Source organism: Streptomyces sp. NPDC005017, from assembly GCF_042873115.1.
In the GTDB taxonomy this organism is placed as follows: domain Bacteria; phylum Actinomycetota; class Actinomycetes; order Streptomycetales; family Streptomycetaceae; genus Streptomyces.
On record NZ_JBIALD010000001.1, the window covers coordinates 422,971 to 446,011 of the forward strand.

The 23,041-nt window shown below is 70.7% G+C and carries 20 protein-coding genes and 2 tRNA genes; 17 read left to right on the top strand and 5 right to left on the bottom strand.

Features of this window, described 5'->3' with window-relative positions:
• Positions 1–102: 102 nt before the first annotated feature.
• The gene (locus tag ACFYR0_RS01800) at positions 103–1,011 is read left to right on the top strand and encodes a hypothetical protein (protein ID WP_389320603.1); all 909 of its coding nucleotides are present in this window, start codon (positions 103–105) and stop codon (positions 1,009–1,011) included.
• On the opposite strand, the gene ACFYR0_RS01805 is transcribed toward ACFYR0_RS01800, so the two are convergent.
• Positions 998–2,467 (bottom strand): amino acid permease, encoded by a 1,470-nt coding sequence (locus ACFYR0_RS01805; protein ID WP_389320606.1) that lies wholly within the window; start codon positions 2,465–2,467, stop codon positions 998–1,000. The two genes, ACFYR0_RS01800 and ACFYR0_RS01805, sit on opposite strands and share 14 nt — an antisense overlap.
• A gap of 217 nt (positions 2,468–2,684) precedes the next feature.
• Here ACFYR0_RS01805 and ACFYR0_RS01810 point away from each other — a divergent pair, with 217 nt between their 5' ends.
• On the top strand, positions 2,685–3,170 hold the full coding sequence (locus tag ACFYR0_RS01810; RefSeq protein WP_389320608.1) for a ribose-5-phosphate isomerase: 486 nt from the start codon (positions 2,685–2,687) through the stop codon (positions 3,168–3,170).
• Between the two features lie 14 nt (positions 3,171–3,184).
• Positions 3,185–3,991, top strand: coding sequence for an Fpg/Nei family DNA glycosylase (locus tag ACFYR0_RS01815; RefSeq protein WP_389320611.1), 807 nt, complete (start codon positions 3,185–3,187; stop codon positions 3,989–3,991).
• 7 nt (positions 3,992–3,998) lie between these two features.
• Here ACFYR0_RS01815 and ACFYR0_RS01820 read toward each other — a convergent pair whose 3' ends face one another.
• Positions 3,999–5,249 (bottom strand): GNAT family N-acetyltransferase, encoded by a 1,251-nt coding sequence (locus ACFYR0_RS01820; RefSeq protein WP_389320614.1) that lies wholly within the window; start codon positions 5,247–5,249, stop codon positions 3,999–4,001.
• 171 nt (positions 5,250–5,420) lie between these two features.
• Here ACFYR0_RS01820 and ACFYR0_RS01825 point away from each other — a divergent pair, with 171 nt between their 5' ends.
• Together ACFYR0_RS01825 and ACFYR0_RS01830 are read left to right on the top strand one after the other, a co-directional pair.
• Positions 5,421–6,596, top strand: a complete 1,176-nt coding sequence (locus tag ACFYR0_RS01825; RefSeq protein ID WP_389320616.1) for a PP2C family protein-serine/threonine phosphatase — start codon at positions 5,421–5,423, stop codon at positions 6,594–6,596.
• 14 nt (positions 6,597–6,610) lie between these two features.
• Positions 6,611–7,045 carry an HD domain-containing protein gene (locus ACFYR0_RS01830; protein ID WP_389320619.1) on the top strand — a complete coding sequence of 145 codons (435 nt, stop codon included), beginning with the start codon at positions 6,611–6,613 and terminating at the stop codon, positions 7,043–7,045.
• A 10-nt stretch (positions 7,046–7,055) separates the two neighbouring features.
• On the opposite strand, the gene ACFYR0_RS01835 is transcribed toward ACFYR0_RS01830, so the two are convergent.
• Positions 7,056–8,150, bottom strand: a complete 1,095-nt coding sequence (locus tag ACFYR0_RS01835; RefSeq protein ID WP_389320623.1) for an acyltransferase family protein — start codon at positions 8,148–8,150, stop codon at positions 7,056–7,058.
• Between the two features lie 453 nt (positions 8,151–8,603).
• Between ACFYR0_RS01835 and ACFYR0_RS01840 the strand changes: the two genes are divergently transcribed.
• Together ACFYR0_RS01840 and ACFYR0_RS01845 are read left to right on the top strand one after the other, a co-directional pair.
• Entirely contained in the window at positions 8,604–8,798 is a 195-nt protein-coding gene (locus ACFYR0_RS01840) for a hypothetical protein (protein WP_386378533.1), read from the top strand.
• Positions 8,799–8,883: 85 nt separating this feature from the next.
• Positions 8,884–11,112 carry a protein kinase gene (locus ACFYR0_RS01845; protein ID WP_389320626.1) on the top strand — a complete coding sequence of 743 codons (2,229 nt, stop codon included), beginning with the start codon at positions 8,884–8,886 and terminating at the stop codon, positions 11,110–11,112.
• 83 nt (positions 11,113–11,195) lie between these two features.
• Here ACFYR0_RS01845 and ACFYR0_RS01850 read toward each other — a convergent pair.
• Positions 11,196–11,266: transfer RNA gene (locus ACFYR0_RS01850), tRNA-Gly, on the bottom strand.
• A gap of 166 nt (positions 11,267–11,432) precedes the next feature.
• Between ACFYR0_RS01850 and ACFYR0_RS01855 the strand changes: the two genes are divergently transcribed.
• The 6 genes from ACFYR0_RS01855 to ACFYR0_RS01880 all read left to right on the top strand — a co-directional run bounded on the left by ACFYR0_RS01855 (position 11,433) and on the right by ACFYR0_RS01880 (position 16,632).
• Positions 11,433–11,509 (top strand) — tRNA-Pro (locus tag ACFYR0_RS01855).
• 181 nt (positions 11,510–11,690) lie between these two features.
• A complete protein-coding gene (gene tig, locus ACFYR0_RS01860; RefSeq protein ID WP_389320628.1) occupies positions 11,691–13,094 on the top strand; it encodes a trigger factor in 1,404 nt (467 codons plus the stop codon).
• A 220-nt stretch (positions 13,095–13,314) separates the two neighbouring features.
• Positions 13,315–13,923: an ATP-dependent Clp protease proteolytic subunit gene (locus ACFYR0_RS01865; RefSeq protein WP_055570713.1), complete on the top strand. Its 609-nt coding sequence runs from the start codon at positions 13,315–13,317 to the stop codon at positions 13,921–13,923.
• Between the two features lie 70 nt (positions 13,924–13,993).
• Positions 13,994–14,674 carry an ATP-dependent Clp protease proteolytic subunit gene (locus ACFYR0_RS01870; protein WP_389320630.1) on the top strand — a complete coding sequence of 227 codons (681 nt, stop codon included), beginning with the start codon at positions 13,994–13,996 and terminating at the stop codon, positions 14,672–14,674.
• A gap of 195 nt (positions 14,675–14,869) precedes the next feature.
• Positions 14,870–16,156 (top strand): ATP-dependent Clp protease ATP-binding subunit ClpX, encoded by a 1,287-nt coding sequence (clpX, locus tag ACFYR0_RS01875; protein WP_386378509.1) that lies wholly within the window; start codon positions 14,870–14,872, stop codon positions 16,154–16,156.
• 215 nt (positions 16,157–16,371) lie between these two features.
• The gene (locus ACFYR0_RS01880; protein WP_389320634.1) at positions 16,372–16,632 is read left to right on the top strand and encodes a hypothetical protein; all 261 of its coding nucleotides are present in this window, start codon (positions 16,372–16,374) and stop codon (positions 16,630–16,632) included.
• Between the two features lie 76 nt (positions 16,633–16,708).
• Here ACFYR0_RS01880 and ACFYR0_RS01885 read toward each other — a convergent pair whose 3' ends face one another.
• Positions 16,709–17,641, bottom strand: coding sequence for a hypothetical protein (locus ACFYR0_RS01885; protein WP_389320637.1), 933 nt, complete (start codon positions 17,639–17,641; stop codon positions 16,709–16,711).
• Between the two features lie 136 nt (positions 17,642–17,777).
• Here ACFYR0_RS01885 and ACFYR0_RS01890 point away from each other — a divergent pair, with 136 nt between their 5' ends.
• The 4 genes from ACFYR0_RS01890 to ndk all read left to right on the top strand — a co-directional run bounded on the left by ACFYR0_RS01890 (position 17,778) and on the right by ndk (position 22,993).
• On the top strand, positions 17,778–20,402 hold the full coding sequence (locus tag ACFYR0_RS01890) for a valine--tRNA ligase (protein WP_389320640.1): 2,625 nt from the start codon (positions 17,778–17,780) through the stop codon (positions 20,400–20,402).
• A gap of 207 nt (positions 20,403–20,609) precedes the next feature.
• Positions 20,610–22,148 carry a bifunctional folylpolyglutamate synthase/dihydrofolate synthase gene (locus ACFYR0_RS01895; protein ID WP_389320643.1) on the top strand — a complete coding sequence of 513 codons (1,539 nt, stop codon included), beginning with the start codon at positions 20,610–20,612 and terminating at the stop codon, positions 22,146–22,148.
• A gap of 8 nt (positions 22,149–22,156) precedes the next feature.
• Complete coding sequence (locus ACFYR0_RS01900; RefSeq protein ID WP_389320646.1) at positions 22,157–22,513, top strand: DUF4233 domain-containing protein; 357 nt, start codon at positions 22,157–22,159, stop codon at positions 22,511–22,513.
• Positions 22,514–22,579: 66 nt separating this feature from the next.
• Positions 22,580–22,993 carry a nucleoside-diphosphate kinase gene (gene ndk / locus ACFYR0_RS01905; RefSeq protein ID WP_386378502.1) on the top strand — a complete coding sequence of 138 codons (414 nt, stop codon included), beginning with the start codon at positions 22,580–22,582 and terminating at the stop codon, positions 22,991–22,993.
• Positions 22,994–23,041: the final 48 nt, after the last annotated feature.

Consider the following 23,041-nt stretch of genomic DNA (forward strand, 5'->3'; position numbering starts at 1 on the left):
CGACGGGCGCCGTACGTCCCCGAAGAGGCCCGCCGGCTCGACCGGCGGGCCTCTTCGGCGGTCCGGCCAGGCCGGCGGACTGCCGAGGCGCCGTCACCCCCCTTGCTGACCGCGCTGCTGGCCGAGGACCCGCAGGCCCGGCCCGCGCTGGACGCCCTGGAGGCGGCACTCCGCCCGATCGCGCACCCCGAGCCGGCACCGACGGTGACGCTGCCCCGGCCCGCACCGCGCCCGCCGCACCCCCAGCCGCGGCCCGGCCCGCACCAGCGGCCGGAACCACCTTCGCCCGCACCCCCGCGGCCGCCCGGTCCCGGCCCCTGGTGGCGCCGCCGCCGTACCGCCCCGGCCGCCGCGGCCGGGGTCGCTGCGGTGGGGGCCGTCGTCGCCGTCGTGCTCGCCACGACGGCGACGACGGCCAGATCGCCCCGGGACGACGACGGCGACCGGACGGGCGGTGGTGGCGGCGGCCCCTCGCCCACCGTGACGGCCACCGTGGAGGGCACCTACCGGCCGCCGAGCCCGCCCCCGGGCGTCCGCCAGGAGGCGGGCGGCTACGCCTGGGCCACGCCCGAGGGCTGGCGGCGGGACGTGGAGACGGGCGCCGAGGTGCACTACACCTCGCCCGACGGCGCGCGGGAACTCGTCGCCGAGTCCTCCCTGGCCCGCGGCGACCTCATGGAGACCTGGAGGACCTCGGAGGAGAACGTCCACCAGGGCCGGGACTACCGCAAGATCCGCCTGGAGGAGACCACGTTCCGCGGCGGGCCGGCCGTCGTGTGGGAGTACACCTTCACGCTGGAGGGCGTCGCCTGGCACGCCCGGCTCCTCGGCCCCAACGTCGACGGCAAGTCCTACCAGGTCAACACCTGGTACCAGCCGGCGATCGAGGAGCAGGCGCTCGCCGCGTACGAGGACGTCAGAAAGAGCTTCACGGTGCTCTGGGAACGCCGAAGGGCCCCGCGGCGAGCACTGCCGCGGGGCCCCGTGAGGCAGGAGATCAGCCGGTCGTGACCTTGTCCGCCGGCTCGGCCGGGGCCGCCTCGGCGACGGCGGCGGCCGGACGCCCGGCGCCGGTCCGCTGCCGGACCACGGCGATCACCAGCACGACCGCGGCGACCATCAGCGACAGCAGCACGGTCTCGCGGCCGTTGTGCTCGGTGTCGGTGAGCATGTAGCCGAGGACGAAGACGATCAGCGCGGCCGCGGCCCAGGTCAGGTACGGGTACAGCCACATCTTCACGACGAGCTTCTCCGGCGACTCGGCCTGGATGATCTTCCGCATGCGCAGCTGCGAGAAGCAGATCACCAGCCACACGAACAGCGCGACCGCGCCGGAGGAGTTGACCAGGAAGAGGAAGACGGAGTCCGGGAACTTGTAGTTGAAGAACACCGCGACGAAGCCGAACACCACGGAGACCAGGATGGCCGTGCGCGGCACACCGTTGGCCGTGGTCCTCGCGAAGGCCTTCGGCGCGTCACCGCGCTGGCCCAGCGAGAAGGCCATGCGGGAGGCGGTGTACAGACCGGAGTTGAGACAGGACAGCACCGAGGTCAGCACGATGAAGTTCATGATCTCGCCGGCGTGGGCGATGCCCAGGGAGTCCAGCGCGGCGACGTAGGAGCCGTCCTCCTTGATGGCCGGGTCGTTCCACGGCAGCAGGGAGACCACGACGAGGATCGAGCCGAGGTAGAAGACGGCGATACGCCAGATGATGCTGTTGGTGGACTTGGTGACCGCGCGCTGCGGGTCCTCGGACTCACCGGCGGCCAGGGTGGCGATCTCGCTGCCCATGAAGGAGAAGACGACCAGCAGCACACCGGTCAGGATCGCGCCGGGCCCGTTGGGCAGGAAGCCGCCGTGCCCGGTCAGGTTGGACAGCCCTGCCTTGTCGGCCTCGACACCGGGCAGCACACCGAAGACCGCGAGGCCGCCGACGACGATGAACGCGGCGATGGCGACGACCTTGATACCGGCGAACCAGAACTCGAACTCACCGTAGGAGCCGACGGAGACCAGGTTGGTGGCGGTCAGCACGACCATCACGATCAGCGCCCAGGCCCACTGCGGGACGGCGGGGATCCATCCCTCCAGGATCGCGGCGCCCGCGGTCGCCTCGACGGCGAGCACGACGACCCAGAAGAACCAGTACAGCCAGCCGATGGAGAACCCGGCCCAGCGGCCGAGCGCCCGGTCGGCGTGCGCGGAGAAGGAACCCGACGACGGGTTGGCCGCGGACATCTCGCCGAGCATCCGCATCACCAGCACCACGAGCGTGCCGACGAGCGCGTACGAGAGCAGGATGCCAGGGCCGGCGGTGGCGATGCCGGAGCTGGAGCCCACGAACAGACCGGCACCGATCACACCGCCGATGGCGATCATGGAGAGGTGCCGGTTCTTCAGCCCCGCCTGAAGACCGGAACCGGGATCGCCGGTTCCGGTCTTTGTCGGGTTCGGCTGCGAGGTCATTGGATGGATTTCCTTTGCGCCGGGGGAGGGGGGAACTCGTGCGCGATCACGGAGCGGCGCACGAGCCGGTCCAGTGAATCGGAGGCTACGGGATTCGTGAACCTTTGAATCCAGATCGTTACTTGAGGTTTTCCTGAGGTTCTGTAGTCTTTCTCACAGCCTTGCCTTCGGTAGCCCCCTCCCGCCGCTACCCGGCCGCGCATGACACACTCCTCTCATGCGCGTGTATCTCGGCTCCGACCATGCGGGCTACGAACTCAAGAACCACCTCGTCGAGTGGCTCAAGGCGGCAGGGCACGAGCCCGTCGACTGCGGCCCCCACATCTACGACGCCCAGGACGACTACCCGCCGTTCTGCCTGCGGGCCGCCGAGCGCACCGCCGCGGACGCCGGCTCCCTCGGCATCGTCATCGGCGGCTCCGGCAACGGCGAGCAGATCGCCGCCAACAAGGTCGAGGGCGTCCGGGCGGCCCTCGCCTGGAGCGAGCAGACCGCCGCGCTCGGCCGCGAGCACAACGACGCCAACGTCGTCGCGGTGGGCGCCCGGATGCACACCCAGGAGGAGGCGACGAAGTTCGTCGAGATCTTCCTGGGCACGCCGTTCTCCGGTGACGAGCGCCACATCCGCCGCATCGACATGCTCGCGGCCTACGAGACCACCGGCGACCTGCCCCCGATCCCGGCGCACCACCCGCAGCAGTAGGAAGGCAGGGCACCGTGCCGGAAGGGCACACGATCCACCGGCTGGCCCAGGACTACGCCGCCGCCTTCTCCGGCACCGCCCCGCGTGTGACCAGCCCCCAGGGCAAGTTCAGCGACGCCGCCGCCCTGCTCGACGGCGGCGTCCTGCACACCGCCGACGCCCATGGAAAGCACCTCTTCCTGGGCTTCGGCGCGTCCTGGGTCCATATCCACCTCGGCCTGTTCGGCAAGGTGGCCTTCGGCGCCGTGCCCGCGCCCCCGCCGACCGGCACGGTCCGGCTGCGCCTGGCGAACACCACCTCGTACGTCGACCTGCGCGGGCCCACCACCTGCGCGCTGATCACCGACGCCGAGAAGGACGCGATACACGGCCGTCTGGGCCCCGACCCGCTGCGCGCGGACGCCGACCCGGGGGCCGCGTACCGGCGGATCTCCCGCAGCCGTACGACGATCGCCGCGCTGCTGATGGACCAGAAGGTGATCGCGGGCGTCGGCAACGTCTACCGCGCCGAGGTCCTCTTCCGGCACGGCGTCGACCCCTACCGGGCCGGGAAGGACGTCACGGCCGCCGAGTGGGACGCGATCTGGGCCGACCTCGTCGGCCTGATGCGCGAGGGCGTACGCCTCAACCGCATCGACACCGTCCGCCCGGAGCACACCCCCGAGGCGATGGGCCGTCCGCCGCGCGTCGACGACCACGGCGGCGAGGTCTACGTCTACCGCCGGGCGAACCTGCCGTGCCACCTCTGCGGCGGGGGGATCCGCACCGCGGAGCTGGCCGCCCGCAACCTCTTCTGGTGCCCGGACTGCCAGAAGGCCTGACGCCCGCTCAGAACCCGTGCGGCAGCCACGGGGCCACAGCGGAACCGAAGGCGGTCGCCGCCTCCGCCAGCGCCCCCTCGCGCAGCTCGCGCACCCGCCCGGCCGCAGCCAGCGCGGCGAGGCTCACCCCGCCCAGATAGACGGCGCCCAACTCCCGCACGGACAGCGCGAGATCGGCCGCGTCCGCCGTGCGCTCGCACACCGCGCCCTTCGGGTCCCCGGACAGCCGCCAACGGCCCCCGTTCCACGGGCAGAAGACGTCCTCCACCTCGAACACCACGTCCACCGGCGCCTGGTACGTCCGCGCCCCGAGGGCCGCGCCGACGTCCACGAGCCGGACGTACAGCGAGTCCCCCAGCCGCGGCAGACAGCGCCGGATGTCGGAGACCTGGTACTGCCAGGCCTCGTCGAGCGGACGTCCGCGCACCACCAGCCGGGTCATCAGGTCGATCCCGAACAGGAACCGCCACAGCGCCGCCTCGGTCGCCGGGTCCCCACCCGCCAGGTCGGCCAGCGTGACGACGCCGTTGTGCCCGGACGCGATCCACTCCGCCTTCGTACGGAAACGGGCGTACCCGGTGATCTCGCCCCGCCGCTCGGCGACGACACACTGCAGCGCCGAGGCCCCGTCGCGATGCGACGGCGGGTCCAGCAGGCCGAGCCGCTCCCAGCCGGGCCGCCGGGCCAGCATGCCGGGGCGGCGGGACACCAGCGACGCGTACACCGCCTCGCACGCGTCGAGCACGTCGGCGGGCGCCGCGTACCGCACGCGTACGTCGTCCGTCCCGGGCGGCACGGACAGCCGGACCTGGGTGGTGTCGATCTCGGCGCTCAGCTGGCGGGTGGCCGCGGCGTAGCCGTACCGGCCGTAGATCGCCGGTTCCGAGGCCGTCAGCACGGCCAGCGGCTCGCCCCAGGAACGGATGTCGTCCAGCTGCCGCCGCATCATCGCGGTCAGCAGCCCGCGCCGGCGGTGCGTGGCCGCCACGCTCACCATCGTGATGCCCGCCGCCGGCACCGAGGCCCCGCCCGGCACCGTGACCAGGAACGAGTACGCCCCGGCCGTGCCCACGCACTCCGCGCCGTCCCAGACGCCGATGGAACGGCTGTGCTCGGTGAGCCCGTTGAACAGCTCGCGCTCCTCGGCCGGCTCCTCGGACCCGCCGAAGGCGCGGATCAGGTTGTCGTACCACGGATCCCAGTCCTCGGGGCGCAGCTCCCGGATCGTCGGCACCGGGCCCGCAGTGTCATTCGCCATGCCGCCATCACTACCAGCGCAATGCGGGACGAGCCAACCGATTTCTCCGCGCCCGGGGCGAGCCCGCCCCTGGTGGAGTTCACTGAGAGCCACGGCGAAGTCCGGCCTCGGACGGGGGACAAGTGGGACCTCCCGTGCCATGCGGCCGGTCGGGTGGATAGGGTCCGGACGATGGCAGCAGGACGAGAGCGGCGCACGGCCGCCGAGACGCTCCCGGCCCGGGTGCGGATGCTTTGGCACCGGGTCCGCGTCGGCCTGCGCAGAAGTGCCGTCGACTACTTCCGCGGCGACGGCTCCGACTGGATCGCCCTCGCGGGTCTGCTGCTGACCGTCCCGCTGATCGCCGCCGCCACCCTCGGCAACCCCGTGTGGTGCTCACCCGCCGCGCTGGTCCTGCCCATCGTCACGGGCGGCCTGCTGCTGCGCCCGGCGAGCCTGCTGGGGCTGTACGCGGCCGCCGCCACCGCGCTGATCGTCGAGTCGGTCCAGCTCGGGCCCTACACCGAGGGCCCCGCCCGGGTCACCCCCGGGGTCGTCCTCGTGGTCGCCGCCTGCGGATTCTTCGGCCTGCTCATCGCCCAGTTCCGCAGCCGGGTCGGCGTGCCCTGGCGGCGCGGCGGCACCATGCTGTTCGACCTGCGCGAGCGCATCCGCACCCAGAGCCGGCTGCCCAAGCTGCCGCGCGGCTGGCACCACGAGATGGCGCTGCGCCCCGCGGGGGGCCAGTCGTTCTCCGGCGACTTCGTCGTCGCGGCCCGCACCGGCGGCGGACGCACCCTGGAGGTCGTCCTCACCGACGTCTCCGGCAAGGGCATGGACGCCGGTTCGCGCGCCCTGCTGCTGTCCGGCGCCTTCGGCGGCCTGCTCGGCTCGCTGCCCCCGCACGCCTTCCTCCCGGCCGCCAACGGCTATCTGCTGCGCCAGGACTGGGACGAGGGCTTCGCGACCTCCATCCACCTCGTCCTGGACCTGGACTCGGGCGACTACGAGCTCTACTCGGCGGGCCACCCGCCCGGGCTCCAGCTCAGCGCGGGCAGCGGCCGCTGGGAGGAGAAGGCCGCCGAGGGCCCGCTCCTCGGGGTGTACGACGGTGCCCAGTTCGACCCCGTCAAGGGCGTGCTGCGCCCCGGGGACGTGCTGATGCTGTTCACCGACGGCCTGGTGGAGACCTCCGACCGGGACATCGTCGAGGGCATCGACCGGCTCACCGGCGAGGCCGACCGCTATGTCGCCGCCGGTTTCCGCGGCGCGGCCTGGCATCTCATCGAGGCCGTCGCCAAGGACGTCAACGACGACCGGGCGCTGCTGCTGATCTGCCGTGAGGGCCCGACGGCCCACTCTTCTTGAAGGAGGCGCCCGCCGTGCTCACCCTCACCGAGGTGGAGGCCCTCGCCCGCGCGGCCCACGAGGGCCAGACCGACAAGGCCGGGCGGCCCTACGCCGAGCACCTCGCCGCCGTGGCCGCGGGCGTGCGCGAGCTCGGCGGCGACAGCGAGCAGATCGCCGCGGCCTGGCTGCACGACGCGGTCGAGGACGACGCGCTGTCCGAGCGGTGGCTCGAGGAGGCCGCGCTGAGCCGCCGTACGAAGGACATCGTGCTGGCGGTCACCAAGCGGGCGGGGGAGGCCCCGCAGGAGTACGCCGGGCGGATCCTCGCCACCCCGGGCGCCCTGCTGGTCAAGCGGGCGGACCTGGCGCACAACGCGGACCCGGCGCGGCTGGCGGTGCTGGACGAGGCGACCCGGGCGCGGCTGGCCGGGAAGTACGCGGGGATGCGCGCACTTCTCGGGCTGTGAGGCGGCGCTCTCAGGTCCCGGCCAGTTCCCGCTCACGGGCCCGCTGCCCGGCGTCGCGCCGGAACGCCCAGGTCATCCTCGGCTCCACCGCGCACCGGAAGACCCGCTGGACGGGCGGTCCGCACAGCAGCGTGACGGCGGCCGCCGCGAGGAGTGTCACGGTGAGGGCGCCGAGCGGCCCGTGCAGCCAGGCGGCGTCGTACCAGCCGTAGTAGTCACCGGCCTTGGTCAGGAAGCCGTGCAGCAGATAGCCGTAGAGCGTGCCCGCGCCCAGCGCGGTGAACCACAGCGAGCGGCCCGGCACCCAGGACAGGAAGCACGCGGCCAGCAGCACCGAGCAGCCGAACAGCGCGAGCACCATCACCGGCCCGCACCACCACGGCGCACCCAACTCCTGCGCGGAGTCGCGGTGGTAGAACCACCCGGTGTTCATGTGCGGCACGCTCCACCAGGCCACGGCGAACGCGGCGGCGGACACCGGCACCGCGAGCAGCCGCGCCGAGCGGCGGCGCACGAGCCGGAAGTGCTCGGGCCTCAGGCACAGTCCGAGCACGAAGTACGGCAGGAACTGGAGCACCCGCTGGAGGTCGAGGTCGTCACCGATCTCGGGGGTGACGGAGGCCAGCATCGCGATGCCGAGCGCGACCGGCAGGGGCCGGCGGATCTGCCTCCACACCGGGGTCGTGAGCCGCCACATGAACAGGGCGATCAGGAACCAGGTGAGATACCAGGGGTCGAGCAGCGAGAGGGGCTGCGCGGGGTCGTCGCCGGCCAGCCGCTCGAAGAGGGAGTACGCCGTCTCGAAGAGGAGGTAGGGCACGAGAACGCCGGTGACCAGCCGTCTGACCCGCTCGGGGCGCAGGTCGAAGTTCCGGGAGAAGTAGCCGGAGATGATGATGAACGCCGGCATGTGGAAGGCGTACACGAACGTGTAGGCGCCCTCCAGGAGCCGGCTGTCCGCCTTCAGCGGCTCCCAGGCGTGGCCGACGGCGACCAGGACGATCGCCAGGTACTTGGCGTTGTCGAAGAACGCGTCGCGGTGTGGGGGAAGGGATGTTCTGTCGCGGCCATGCTGTCGGAGTGGGGTCGTCACAGCGTGGAACATCTGAGGCACCCTAGCCCGGCCCGCGCGTTTCCGTAAAACCTCCGACGTCAGAGACCAATTTCTCGCTCCGCGGAATGACTTTGGCCCCCTCGCGGTCCGAAGTGTCCGTATTGATCCGGACTAACCCTCCCATAGCGAGCCAATGTCCGGACGCTGTCACCGTATTCGAATTCTCCGTGTGCCCGATGTGCGGAACCGGAAACCCGGGTATGGAAACGGTGTGTGCGAAGGTGTGGGAATTCCCCCACCGGGAAATCATCGAATTCCCTTGCGGGGCACGGGAGATCGGCCCGCGCGGCGCGCCGGCCCACCGCCGGCGCGGCCACGGTTCACCGACGATGTGTCACGGGTCGCATAGCCCGGGCCGGTTGGTGGCACGATGGTTCTGGCGGGGGCGCGGCGGGGCGGCGCTTCCGGCGGGAGAGCGCAGACCTACCGAGGGTGTGATCAGTTGTGGCCATTTCGCTGTCCGTGGTGCTGCTGTTGGCGATCATCCTGGTGGTCCTCATGCGCGGAGGCTCGATCAAGCCGGGACCGGCCGTCGTCGCCGTGCTGTTCGGCTTCTTCCTCGCCTCGACCGGCATGGCGCCGTCGATCCAGCGCTTCCTGGACTCGATAGCGGAGACGATCAACTCGATCAGTTTCTGACCCCGGTGCGGCCGAAGTGGCCGCAGGCCGGTACGGATACGCTCGTCCCCGACCATGGCCGACGCGGACGGGGGATGTCACGGGGATGGTGCTGCGCGATGCCGACCCGGTGGAAGTGGGCGGTTACCTCATCGAGGACCGCCTCGGCTCGGGCGGCATGGGGGTGGTCTTCCTCGCCCGCTCCGCCTCCGGGCGCCGCCTCGCGGTCAAGGTCGTCCACGAGCAGTACGCCGACGACGCCGAGTTCCGCACCCGTTTCCGCCGGGAACTGACCGCCGCCCGCCAGGTCAGCGGCGCCTTCACGGCCCCCGTGGTGGACGCCGACGCCGACGCGGGACGGCCCTGGATGGCCACGCTCTACATCCCAGGACAGAACCTCACCCACCATGTCCGCGAGCACGGCCCGCTGCCGCCGGCCGAACTGCGCGACCTCGCCGCCGGTCTCGCCGAGGCGCTGCGCGACATCCACCGGGCCGGGGTCGTCCACCGCGACCTGAAGCCCGCCAACGTGATGCTGGCCGAGGACGGCCCCCGCGTCATCGACTTCGGCATCTCGCGCGCCACCGAGTTCGGGCCCTCCGACGCCCTCACCCAGACCGGCCGTGTCATGGGTACGCCGCCCTTCATGTCGCCCGAGCAGTTCTCCGCCCCGCAGGACGTGGGCCCGGCCGCCGACGTGTTCTCCCTCGGCGCGGTGCTCACCTTCGCCGCCACGGGCCGGGGCCCTTTCGACGGCGGCAGCCCCTACGAGACGGCCGTCCGCGTCGTCGAGGGCGATCCGGACCTCACGGACGTGCCCGCCGAACTGGCCGGGGTCATCCGCCGCTGCCTCGCGAAGCACCCCGAGGACCGCCCGACGGCCCACGAACTGCTCACCCTGGTCGGCGAGCGGGGCACACCGCCGGAGCGCCGGAGCGCCGACTGGCTGTCCGACCCGGCCGCGCCGGACTGGCCGGACTCGGACACCGTCCTACGGGCCGATCGGGTCCCCGCCCCTGAACCCGCATCCGCGTCCGAACCCTCCGCCGCACCGGCCGGCGACCGCAGCCGACGGCGAGGCCGGCTGCTCGGCTGGGGCGCCGCCGCCGTCGCCCTGGCGGCCGTCGCCTCGGGCCTGCTCTCCCTGCGCTCCGAGAGAGAGCAGGGCTCGACGGCTGTCAAGGAGCCCGTGGCCGCGAGCGACCTGCCCTCCGGATGGCAGCCGTGGCGGACCAAGGCCGAGGGGGACTCGGGGGGCTTCGGTGAGCCGCTGGACTGCGAGAGGACCCGCAAGACCCTCGTGTGCGCCGGGAGCGACCTGATGGGGGCGGGCTGGAACCTGGCCGACGGCCGCGGGGCCTGGTCCCGGCCCGTCCAGAGCGCGGAGGGCGACGGCGGCCACAGCGACCGGGGCGCCGTCCTCGGCCTCCACCGGGGCAACGTGCTCGTCTACGGCGAGGAGCCCGAGGACCCCGGCTCCGGCAGCCCGTCCCGCGCGCTCCTGCTCTCCCTGGACGCGGTCACCGGCAAGGAGAAATGGCGCACGGTGACCGGCAAGGGCGGCTGGGCGCTCTCACCCACCCCCGACAACACCGCGGTCGTCCCCGAGGGCGTCATCGCCCGCTACGGCGACTACGCGGAGTCCTACGCGCTGCTCGACCCCGACGACGGCCGGGTCCGCTGGAAGCGCCCGATGCCCGCCGGGGCCAACCAGACGCTGGAGGAGGCCGCCGGAGCCGCGTACTGGCTCGTCGAGCACGAGCCGAACACGAAGTCCGTCAGCACCGACGTGGTCCGGCTCGACCCCGCCACCGGCACGGCCCGCTGGACCGTCGGGATCACGGGCACCCTGAGACTGCTGGGCGAGAGCGACGGCAGGCTCGTCCTCGCCGACACGTCCCAGGAGGAGCCGGCCCTCGTCCTGCTCGACCCCGAGACCCGCGCGGTCACCCGCACCGTGCTGTCCCCCGCCCCGGCCGAGGGATTCCGCTCGTACCTGGCCGGCGACACGGTCTACCTCACCTGGGACAGCGGCACCCTGCGCGCCTACTCCCCGCTCACCGGCCGCCGCGCGTGGGAGAACAACTCGACCGTGGAACACCCCGGTCCCCCCGCGGTCTCCGCCACCCGGGTCTATGTCGCCTCCCGCAGCGGCCGCCTCGCCGCGATGGACCGGCGCACCGGCGAGATCACCGCCAGCCGCCCCGGCTTCGACGACGCCGGCCGGGGTGTCTCCCTGTCCTTCCCCGGCCCCCGCCCCCTCCTGGTGGGCGACGCCCTGTACGTCTCCTACGGCGACCGCTCCGTCTACACCGTCGACGTCAACCGCCTGTGAGCCCGAGCGGGCGAAAAAGACCCCGGAAAACGCTCCGGGGCCGGACGGAGAATCGAATCTCCGTCCGGCCCCGGACCGGAAAGAGCGGGCGACGGGAATCGAACCCGCGTAGCTAGTTTGGAAGACTAGGGCTCTACCATTGAGCTACGCCCGCACAGCACGCGCCGCAGGTGCGAGGGCCGCGGCACTGCACGCATCGTAGCGGGTCGCACCCCCGGCCCGCACACCCCATTCCCGGCCGTCGTGGCGGACGCGGAAGCGGCTGTGGAAATGCGGCGGCCCCGCTGCCTGCGGGCATGTACCCTACGTGTCGCACCAGACGGGGTGTGGCGCAGCTTGGTAGCGCGTCCGCTTTGGGAGCGGAAGGCCGTGGGTTCAAATCCCGCCACCCCGACCACCCATCCGATCCATCCGCGAGATCGTCGCGGTGATCGCCTTTTGGGGCGTTCGGCGGCTGCGGTTACTATGCAAGCTGCGCGCCCGTATGTCTCATCACTGAAGTACTCCGGGCGGCCAGATCCGCCGGAACCGTCTGGCTCCGGCAGAACCCAGAAGTCAGCCATCAAGGAGACCGAACCGTGAAGAGCGCCGTTGAGAACCTGAACCCGACCCGGGTTCGGCTCACTGTCGAGGTGCCCTTCGAGGAGCTCAAGGACAGCCTCGACGCGGCGTACAAGAAGATCAACCAGCAGGTCACGGTGAAGGGCTTCCGCAAGGGCAAGATCCCGGCCCGGGTCATCGACCAGCGCTTCGGCCGTGGTGCCGTGCTGGAGGAGGCCGTCAACGACGCGCTCCCGAAGTTCTACACGGCGGCCGTCACCGAGGCCGAGCTGGACGTCCTCGGCCAGCCCGAGGTCGACATCACGGAGCTGAAGGACGGCGAGACGCTGAACTTCACCGCCGAGGTCGACGTCCGCCCCGTCATCGAGATCCCGGACTACTCCGGCATCGAGGTCGAGGTCGACGCGGTCGAGGTCACCGAGGAGGACATCGAGAAGGCCGTGGAGCAGCTCCGCGAGCGCTTCGCGTCCACCTCCCCGGTCGAGCGCGCCGCCGAGGAAGGCGACGTCGTCACGATCGACCTGGAGGCCAAGGTCGACGGCGAGGTCCTCGCCGACGGCATCGCCAGCGGTGTCTCCTACACGATCGGCTCGGGCGAGCTGCTCGACGGCATCGACGACGCCGTGAAGGGCGTGGAGGCCGGTGGCGAGGCCACCTTCACCTCCGAGCTCAAGGGCGGCTCGGCGGCCGGCAAGGAGGCCGAGATCACGGTCAAGGTCACCCAGGTGGCCGCCCGTGAGCTGCCCGAGCTGGACGACGACTTCGCGCAGCTCGCCTCGGAGTTCGACACGCTGGAAGACCTCCGCGCCGACAGCCGCAAGCGCCTCGAGAACATGAAGCAGTTCGACCAGGCCACGCAGGCCCAGGAGCGCGTCCTGGAGAAGCTGCTGGAGCTCGTCGAGGTGGCCGTCCCCGAGAAGCTGCTCGAGGACGAGATCAACACCCGCAAGCACAACCTGGAGCACCACCAGCTCGGCCAGATGGGTCTGGACCTCGACAAGTACCTGGAGATCCAGGGCAAGACCGCCGAGGAGTTCGACACCGAGACCCGCGAGGCCGCGGTCAAGGGCATCAAGACCCAGTTCGTCCTCGACGAGCTCGTCAAGACCGAGAAGCTCAACGTCAGCCAGGACGAGCTGACCGAGCACCTGATGCGCCGTGCCGCCTCCTCCGGCATGTCGCCCGACCAGTTCGCGCAGGCCGTCGTGCAGCAGAACCAGGTCCAGCTCCTGGTCGGCGAGGTCGCCCGCGGCAAGGCCCTGGCCGTCGTCGTCGAGGCCGCCACGGTCAAGGACACCAACGGCGAGGTCATCGACCTGGACGACGAGGACGAGGTCGAGGCCGCCGTCGAGACGGTCGAGGCCGTCGAGGGCACCGACGTCGAGGCCGCCGCCGAGACCGAGGACAAGCCGGAGGCCTGAGCCGCCCGGCAGCCCTGAATCGCTGTGGAACGGACCCCGAGTGCTTCGGACTCGGGGTCCGTTCGCCTACCTGGACCTTGAGGCGCTACGCCCCCGGCGAACACCCCCGTTACCGGGATTCCCCGGAAGGGCTACGGCGTTAGGGTCCATGAATACGTAGTACACGTGAGACGGCCCCGGCGCCGTCGCAAGACGAGCAGGTGGATACGTGACGAATCTGATGCCCTCCGCCGCCGGCGAGCCTTCCATCGGTGGTGGCCTCGGCGACCAGGTCTACAACCGGCTGCTCAACGAGCGGATCATCTTCCTCGGCCAGCCGGTCGACGACGACATCGCCAACAAGATCACCGCGCAGCTGCTGCTCCTTGCCGCCGACCCGGACAAGGACATCTACCTGTACATCAACAGCCCCGGCGGTTCGATCACGGCCGGTATGGCGATCTACGACACCATGCAGTTCATCAAGAACGACGTGGTGACGATCGCCATGGGCCTCGCTGCCTCGATGGGTCAGTTCCTGCTCAGCGCGGGCACCCCGGGCAAGCGTTTCGCGCTGCCGAACGCCGAGATCCTGATCCACCAGCCCTCCGCCGGTCTGGCCGGTTCGGCCTCCGACATCAAGATCCACGCCGAGCGGCTGCTGCACACCAAGAAGCGCATGGCCGAGCTCACCTCGCAGCACACCGGCCAGTCGGTCGAGCAGATCACCCGCGACTCGGACCGCGACCGCTGGTTCGACGCGTTCGAGGCCAAGGAGTACGGCCTCATCGACGACGTCATCCCCACGGCCGCCGGTATGCCGGGCGGCGGCGGCACCGGGGCGGCCTGAGGCCCCCGCCAGGGTCCCAGAAGCCCCTCAGAGCCCTTCAGCCGACCGCTCAGCCCCTAGGAGACAGACAGTGAACGACTTCCCCGGCAGCGGCCTGTACGACCGCACGCGCGCCGAGTACACGGGTCCCACGGCGGAGTCCCGTTACGTCATCCCGCGCTTCGTCGAGCGCACCTCGCAGGGCATCCGCGAGTACGACCCGTACGCGAAGCTCTTCGAGGAGCGCGTGATCTTCCTCGGCGTGCAGATCGACGACGCCTCCGCCAACGACGTCATGGCGCAGCTGCTGTGCCTGGAGTCGATGGACCCCGACCGGGACATCTCGGTCTACATCAACAGCCCCGGTGGTTCCTTCACCGCGCTGACTGCGATCTACGACACGATGCAGTTCGTGAAGCCGGACATCCAGACGGTCTGCATGGGCCAGGCGGCCTCCGCCGCGGCGATCCTGCTGGCCGCCGGTACGCCCGGCAAGCGCATGGCCCTGCCGAACGCGCGCGTGCTGATCCACCAGCCGTACAGCGAGACCGGCCGCGGGCAGGTCTCGGACCTGGAGATCGCCGCGAACGAGATCCTGCGGATGCGCGCGCAGCTGGAGGAGATGCTGGCCAAGCACTCCACCACGCCGATCGAGAAGATCCGCGAGGACATCGAGCGCGACAAGATCCTCACGGCCGAGGACGCGCTGTCGTACGGACTGATCGACCAGATCATCTCCACCCGGAAGATGAACAACAGCTCTGTCCGCTGACGCGGGCGCGGGAGTATCGTCTGCCGCCCCTTGGCATGGTCTCACCCGGTGCCCGACAAGGTGCACGACAAAGTGAACCCTGCCAAGGGGGGCCCGAACGGGGGGCCCGGCAAGGTACCGTCGGAATAAGGCAGCACCAGGAGCCGCTGGAGGCGAAAGCGTCCAGGCGTCTCCCAGGCGAAGGGGAAGCACACCGTGGCACGCATCGGTGACGGCGGCGATCTGCTCAAGTGCTCGTTCTGCGGCAAGAGCCAGAAGCAGGTCAAGAAGCTCATCGCAGGCCCTGGTGTGTACATCTGCGACGAGTGCATCGATCTCTGCAACGAGATCATCGAGGAAGAGCTCGCTGAGACCAGCGAGGTGCGCTGGGAGGAACTGCCCAAGCCGCGAGAGATCTACGAGTTCCTCGAGGGCTATGTGGTCGGCCAGGAGGCCGCCAAGAAGGCCCTGTCCGTGGCGGTCTACAACCACTACAAGCGCGTCCAGGCCGGGGAGAACGGCGGCGGGGCCGGCCGCGACGACGCGATCGAGCTCGCCAAGTCCAACATCCTGCTGCTCGGCCCCACGGGCTCGGGCAAGACGCTCCTCGCGCAGACGCTGGCGCGCATGCTGAACGTCCCGTTCGCCATCGCCGACGCCACCGCGCTCACCGAGGCGGGGTACGTCGGCGAGGACGTCGAGAACATCCTGCTGAAGCTGATCCAGGCGGCCGACTACGACGTCAAGAAGGCCGAGACCGGGATCATCTACATCGACGAGATCGACAAGGTCGCGCGGAAGAGTGAAAACCCCTCCATCACGCGCGACGTGAGCGGCGAGGGCGTCCAGCAGGCACTGCTCAAGATCCTCGAGGGCACCACGGCCTCGGTCCCGCCGCAGGGCGGCCGCAAGCACCCGCACCAGGAGTTCATCCAGATCGACACGACGAACGTCCTGTTCATCGTGGGCGGTGCCTTCGCCGGCCTGGAGAAGATCATCGAGTCCCGCGCGGGTGCCAAGGGCATCGGCTTCGGCGCGACGATCCGCTCCAAGCGCGAGCTGGAGTCCAAGGACCAGTTCGAGGACGTCATGCCCGAGGACCTGGTGAAGTTCGGCATGATCCCCGAGTTCATCGGCCGGCTGCCCGTCATCACCTCGGTCCACAACCTCGACCGCGAGGCCCTCCTCCAGATCCTGGTCGAGCCGCGCAACGCCCTGGTCAAGCAGTACCAGCGCCTCTTCGAACTCGACGGCGTGGAGCTGGACTTCGAGCGCGAGGCCCTGGAGGCCATCGCCGACCAGGCCATCCTCCGCCAGACCGGCGCCCGCGGCCTGCGCGCCATCATGGAGGAGGTCCTGATGTCGGTGATGTACGAGGTCCCGTCCCGCAAGGACGTCGCCCGAGTCGTCATCACCGCCGACGTCGTCCACTCCAACGTCAACCCGACCCTGATCCCCCGCGACGCCCGCGGTCGCGGCTCGGGCGAGGCGAAGTCGGCGTAACACCCCCGCGGTTCCTCCCGATGCCCGGCCCGCCCAAGGCGGGCCGGGCATCGGTGTGTTGCGCCCTTGTGTGCTGGATCTACGCCATCACCTGCACAGATCACGCCAAGTGAACGGTCCTGTGTGATGCGTGAAACGGACTTCGTGATCTAGTGACTCCCGACCAACTCGATCGTCAGTTCGTGCGATTGGGCAGGAAGACGGGAGGATCACCGATGGAGATCAGGAACGCCATCACGGTACTCGGCGTCGTCGCGGCTGCGAGCGTGGTCCCGCTGGTGACCGCCGCCCCCGCCCAGGCCGGCCAGGTCGACTGCGTCAACTACCTGAGCAGCAAGGGCTACCGGATCGGTTCGCGAGTCAGGTCCGCCTGCGACGACGTGGAGTCGCTCGCGGACAGGATCACGTGTCAGACCGGCCTCATCGGGATCGGCGTCCGCGCGAACCACGCGCTCGAAGCCTGCGTGCGCGCCTGAGCGGGTGTGAAGAAGGGCGGGGCTCCGCGGTCGTGTTCGACCGGGGAGCCCCGCCCTTCTGTGTGGTGCGTCGGCGTCAGGCCTTGACGCGGACTTCCTCGCGGAACTTGGCCGTGATCTCAGCAGCGGCGGCCGGGTCCGACGCCTTCTCCGAGGCGAGGTTCGCGAGCTCGATGGGCGCCACCAGGCCGAGGGTGCTGTGGTCTCCCCAGGCGCAGTAGGTGACGTGCATCTCCTTGGGGCCCTCCCCGCCCGCCTCGGTCGGCTCCATCTTGGCGTCCTGGCACTTCAGGACCGCGCCGTCGGCGTTGTCGTACGACTTCGGTTCACCGACCATGGTGACCTTCATGCCGTCCTCCTCCTTCGCGTCCTTCTTCATGTACGCGAGGAAGGCGTCGACGACCTTCTCGGGGTCCTCGATCTCGCCGTAGACGCCGCCGAAGCTGAGCACCTTCTGGGCGAGCGGGTTGTCCTTGTTGCCCGCCATGTACTGGGCGCTGACGTCGGTGGGGTTCTTCACCCCCCACTTCTCGGCGTCCTTGACGTCGTCCTTCGTCATCGAGCCGGACTCGCTGTCGTCCTTCTTGTACTCCGTCAGGACGGTGTCGGGCGTCGTGAGCTTGTGCGGGCCGTCGTCCGCGATGTCCGAGCTGCCGCTGCCGCTGCCGGCGAGGACGAAGTACGCGCCGACCGCGATGGCCGCGACGACCGCGACCGCGCCGATGACGAGACCGGTCTTCTTCTTGCCGCCGCCGGAGGCCGGGGGCTGGGGGACGCCGTAAGGAGCCTGGCCGTAGGGCGGCTGCTGGCCGTAGCCCTGCTGCGGGGGGACCGGCTGCTGCGGGTAGCCGTAACCCGGTTGCGGCGGAGCGGGCTGCTGGGGGTACCCGTAGCCGGGCTGCGGCGCCTGCGGCTGCTGGCCGTAGGGGCCAGGCTGCGGGGGCTGCTGGCCGTACGGGCCCGGCTGCTGAGGCTGCCCGCCGTACGGGCCCGGCTGGTTGTAGCTCATTACTGGGTTCCCCTCCAGATACTTATGCGTCTTCGACATCCTGACGCAGGCGCACGGCACCCAGAGCATCGGGGTCGGCACCGTTACAAAGGAATCGCGTTTCGGGACGGCCCCGTGACACCCCTAAACTGGGCCCGTGACCGACAACACTCAGCAGCAGCCACCAGCGCCCACGACCGAACTGCCGACCCAGTACGCGCCGGCCGAGGTAGAGGGGACGCTGTACGAGCGCTGGGTGGACAAGGGGTACTTCACCGCCGACGCGGGCAGCGACAAGCCCGCGTACACCATCGTCATCCCGCCGCCGAACGTCACCGGTTCGCTCCACCTGGGCCACGCCTTCCAGCACACGCTGATGGACGCCCTCACCCGCCGCAAGCGCATGCAGGGCTACGAGTCCCTGTGGCTGCCCGGCATGGACCACGCCGGTATCGCCACCCAGAACAAGGTCGAGCAGCAGCTCGCCGAGGAGGGCAAGTCCCGCCACGACCTGGGCCGCGAGGAGTTCGTCGAGCGGGTCTGGCAGTGGAAGGAGGAGTACGGCGGCAAGATCCTCGGCCAGATGCGCCGCCTCGGCGACGGCGTCGACTGGTCCCGTGAGCGCTTCACCATGGACGAGGGACTGTCCAAGGCCGTCCAGACCATCTTCAAGAAGCTCTACGACGACGAGCTGATCTACCGCGCCGAGCGCATCATCAACTGGTGCCCGCGCTGTCTGACCGCCATCTCCGACATCGAGGTGGAGTACCAGGAGGACGCCGGCGAGCTGGTCTCCATCCGCTACGGCGAGGGCGACGACTCCCTCGTCGTCGCCACCACGCGCGCGGAGACGATGCTCGGTGACACCGCCGTCGCCGTCCACCCCGACGACGAGCGCTACAAGCACCTCGTCGGCAAGCAGATCAAGCTCCCGCTGACCGACCGCACCATCCCGGTCGTCGCCGACACCCACGTCGACCCGGAGTTCGGCACCGGCGCCGTCAAGGTGACCCCGGCGCACGACCCGAACGACTTCGCGATCGGCCAGCGTCACGGCCTGCCCGCCATGACGATCATGGACGAGCACGGCGTGATCACCGTCCACGGCCCCTTCCTCGGCCTGGACCGCTTCGAGGCCCGCTCCGCCGTCGTCGGCGCGCTGCGCTCGCAGGGCCGGATCGTCGCCGAGAAGCGCCCGTACATGCACTCGGTCGGCCACTGCTCGCGCTGCAAGACCACGGTCGAGCCGCGCCTGTCGATGCAGTGGTGGGTCAAGGTCGCCCCGCTCGCCCAGGCCGCCGGTGACGCGGTCCGTGACGGCCGGGTCGCCATCCACCCGGTCGACCTGTCGAAGCGCTACTTCGACTGGGTCGACAACATGAACGACTGGTGCATCTCGCGCCAGCTCTGGTGGGGCCACCGCATCCCGATCTGGTACGGCCCCGACGGCGAGATCGTCTGCGTCGGCCCCGACGAGCAGCCGCCCACCGGCGAGGGCTGGCACCAGGACACCGACGTCCTCGACACCTGGTTCTCCTCCGGCCTGTGGCCGTTCTCCACCCTCGGCTGGCCGGAGAAGACCCCGGACCTGGCGAAGTTCTACTCCACCGACGTCCTGCTCACCGGCCACGACATCATCTTCTTCTGGGTCGCCCGGATGATGATGTTCGGCCTGTACGCCATGGACGGCGAGGTCCCGTTCAGGACCATCGCCCTCACCGGCCTGGTCCGCGACGAGCGCGGCAAGAAGATGTCGAAGTCCTTCGGCAACGTGGTCGACCCGCTGGACTGGATGGACAAGTACGGCTCCGACGCCGTCCGCTTCACCCTGGCCAAGGGCGCCAACCCCGGCACCGACGTGCCGATCGGCGAGGACTGGGTCCAGGCGTCCCGGAACTTCGCCAACAAGATCTGGAACGCCACGCGCTTCGCGATGATGAACGGCGCCACGATCGAGGGCGACCTGCCCCCGGCCGAGCGGCTGTCGGCGACCGACCGCTGGATCCTGTCCCGGCTGAACAAGACGGTCGCCCAGGTCGACGCGTACTACGACGACTTCCAGTTCGCCAAGCTCAGCGAGGCGCTGTACCACTTCGCGTGGGACGAGGTCTTCGACTGGTACGTCGAGCTGTCCAAGACCACGTTCATGGCGGGCGGCGAGGGCGCCAAGGCCTCCGGCCGGGTCCTCGGCGAGGTCCTGGACGTCCTGATGCGTCTGCTGCACCCGGTGATGCCGTTCGTCACCGAGACCCTGTGGACCACGCTGACCGGCGGCGAGTCGATCGTCGTCGCCGACTGGCCCGCCGACAGCGGCTTCCGCGACGACGCCGCCGAGGCGGAGATCGAGAACCTCCAGCAGGTCGTCACCGAGGTCCGCCGCTTCCGCGCCGACCAGGGCCTCCAGCCCGGCCAGCGCGTCCCGGCCCGCCTCACCCTCGACGGCACCGCCCTCGCCCCCCACGAGGCCGCCATCCGCCAGCTGCTGCGCCTGCAGCCGGAGGGCGACGCGTTCACGGCGACGGCGACCCTGCCGATCGGCGGCGCCGAGGTGGCGCTGGACCTCTCCGGCACCATCGACGTGGCCGCGGAGCGCAAGCGCCTCGCGAAGGACCTCGCGGCCGCGGAGAAGGAGAAGGCCCAGGCGAACGCCAAGCTCGGCAACGAGGCGTTCCTGGCCAAGGCCCCGGACAACGTGGTGGACAAGATCCGCACCCGCCTCGCCAAGGCGGACGAGGACATCGCCCGCATCCAGAGCCAGCTGGACAAGCTGCCTACGGCGTAGGTGTTGTCTCGAAGGGCCCCGGCGCTGAAAACGCCGGGGCCCTGCGCGTCCCGCAGGGGGCGCGGGGCTGTATCGATATGCCGCTCCGCCGCGTGGGCGCGACAAGCCACGACGTACCCGCGCCCGCCGGACGGCAGAAGCTCCCCACCCCGTGGGCGCACGGCCTCCCCGCCGGAGGCACAAGGCACACTCAAGCCCCCGCCCGCGATGTCACCCCCGCTCCGTAGACTGGGCACCGTGACCCACCCCAGCGACGACCAGCCCGACCCCTTCGACCCCTTCGACGAGATCGTCGAGGCCGAGACCGACCGCGACCCCGACCTCGCGGTCATCGAGGCCGGCAGCCGCACCCTGCGCACCCAGGGCGGCCGGCCGCAGGCCGACGTACCCGCGCGCCCCGAGGACCCCGAGGTCGACAAGGCCCTGCGCGAGGTCGAGGCGGACCTCGCCACCCGCTGGGGCGAGACCAAGCTGGAACCCTCCGTCAGCCGTATCGCCGCGCTGATGGACGTCCTGGGCGAGCCGCAGCGGTCGTACCCGTCGATCCACATCACGGGCACCAACGGCAAGACGTCGACGGCCCGCATGATCGAGGCCCTGCTCGGCGCCTTCGAACTGCGCACCGGCCGCTACACCTCCCCGCACGTGCAGTCGATCACCGAGCGCATCAGCCTGGACGGCGCCCCGATCCAGGCCGAGCGGTTCATCGAGACGTACGACGACATCAAGCCGTACGTCGAGATGGTCGACGCCCAGCAGGAGTACCGGCTCTCCTTCTTCGAGGTGCTCACCGGCATGGCCTACGCCGCCTTCGCGGACGCGCCGGTCGACGTGGCGGTCGTCGAGGTCGGCATGGGCGGCTCGTGGGACGCCACCAACGTCATCGACGGGGACGTGGCCGTCGTGACGCCGATCGACCTCGACCACACCGACCGGCTGGGCGAGACGCCCGCCGAGATCGCGGGGGAGAAGGCCGGCATCATCAAGCAGGACGCCGGTGTGATCATGGCCCAGCAGCCGGTCGACGCGGCGCAGGTGCTGCTGAAGAAGGCCGTCGAGGTGGACGCCACGGTCGCCCGTGAGGGCCTGGAGTTCGGCGTCGTCTCCCGGCAGGTCGCCGTCGGCGGCCAGATGCTCACCCTGCGCGGCCTGGGCGGCGAGTACCCGGAGGTGTACCTGCCGCTGCACGGCGCGCACATGGCGCACAACGCCGCCGTGGCGCTCGCCGCGGTCGAGGCGTTCTTCGGCGTCGGGGCGCTGCGGGCCGAGCCGCTGGACATCGACACCGTGCGCAAGGCGTTCGCGGCCGTGTCCTCGCCGGGCCGGCTGGAGGTCGTGCGCCGCTCGCCGACCGTCGTGCTGGACGCCGCCCACAACCCCGCGGGCGCCCGGGTGACCGCCGAGGCGATCGGGGAGGCCTTCGACTTCAGCCGGCTCATCGGCGTGGTCGGGGCGAGCGGCGACAAGAACGTGCGCGGGCTGCTGGAGGCGTTCGAGCCGGTCTTCGCGGAGATCGTCGTCACGCAGAACTCCAGCCATCGCGCGATGGACGCCGACGAACTGGCCGCGATCGCCGTGGAGGTCTTCGGCGAGGAACGCGTCCAGGTCGAGCCGCGGCTGCCCGACGCTCTGGAGGCCGCGATCACGCTGGCCGAGGAGGAGGGCGAGTTCACCGGCGGTGGCGTCCTGGTCACCGGTTCCGTCATCACGGTGGGCGAGGCCCGCCTGCTCCTGGGGAAGGGCTGAACCCTCCGATGCGTACGCTGTGCTCCTCGACCCTGATCGGCGAGTTCTTCGTGATCGGCTTCGCCGCTCTGGTCGCGATGAAGGACCCGGACCTGTCCATGGCGACGGTCTGGACGGTCAGTGGTACCGCCATGCTCCTCAGCCTGCTGCTGTGCGGCCTGGTGACCCGGCCGGGCGGCGTCGCCCTCGGCTGGGCGCTCCAGCTCGGGCTGATCGCCTCCGGCTTCTTCGTCCCGCTGATGTACGTCCTGGGCCTGATGTTCGCGGCCCTGTGGTGGGCGTCGGTGCACTTCGGCCGGAAGGTCGACGAGGCGAAGGCGCGGTTCGCCGCGGAGGGCGGACCCTCCCAGCCTGACGCTGCGTAACGGGCGCGGGGGTGCGCCCTGTAGCCTCGTGACACCGCACACCTGTAGGTATGAAGGAGTCCCGTCGTGACCCAGCGCACCCTCGTCCTCCTCAAGCCGGACGCCGTCCGTCGCGGCCTGACCGGCGAGATCATCAGCCGTATCGAGCGCAAGGCCGGCTGGTCGATCACCGCGCTGGAGCAGCGGAACCTGGAGCGGGCCACTCTGGAGACGCACTACGCGGAGCACGTCGGCCGCCCCTTCTACGAGCCGCTGGTCGAGTTCATGCTGTCCGGCCCGGTCGTCGTCCTGATCGTCGAGGGTGAGCGGGTCATCGAGGGTGTGCGCCAGCTGGCCGGTCCGACCGACCCGATCGCCGCCGCGCCCGGCTCCATCCGGGGCGATTTCGGTGTGATCGTCCGGGAGAACCTGATCCACGCGTCCGACTCCGAGGAGTCCGCCGAGCGCGAGGTCAAGATCTTCTTCCCCGGGCGCGCGTAACGGCGTACTCTTCGCCGCAAGCCGCTTGGAAAGTCCGGGGCGACGCCC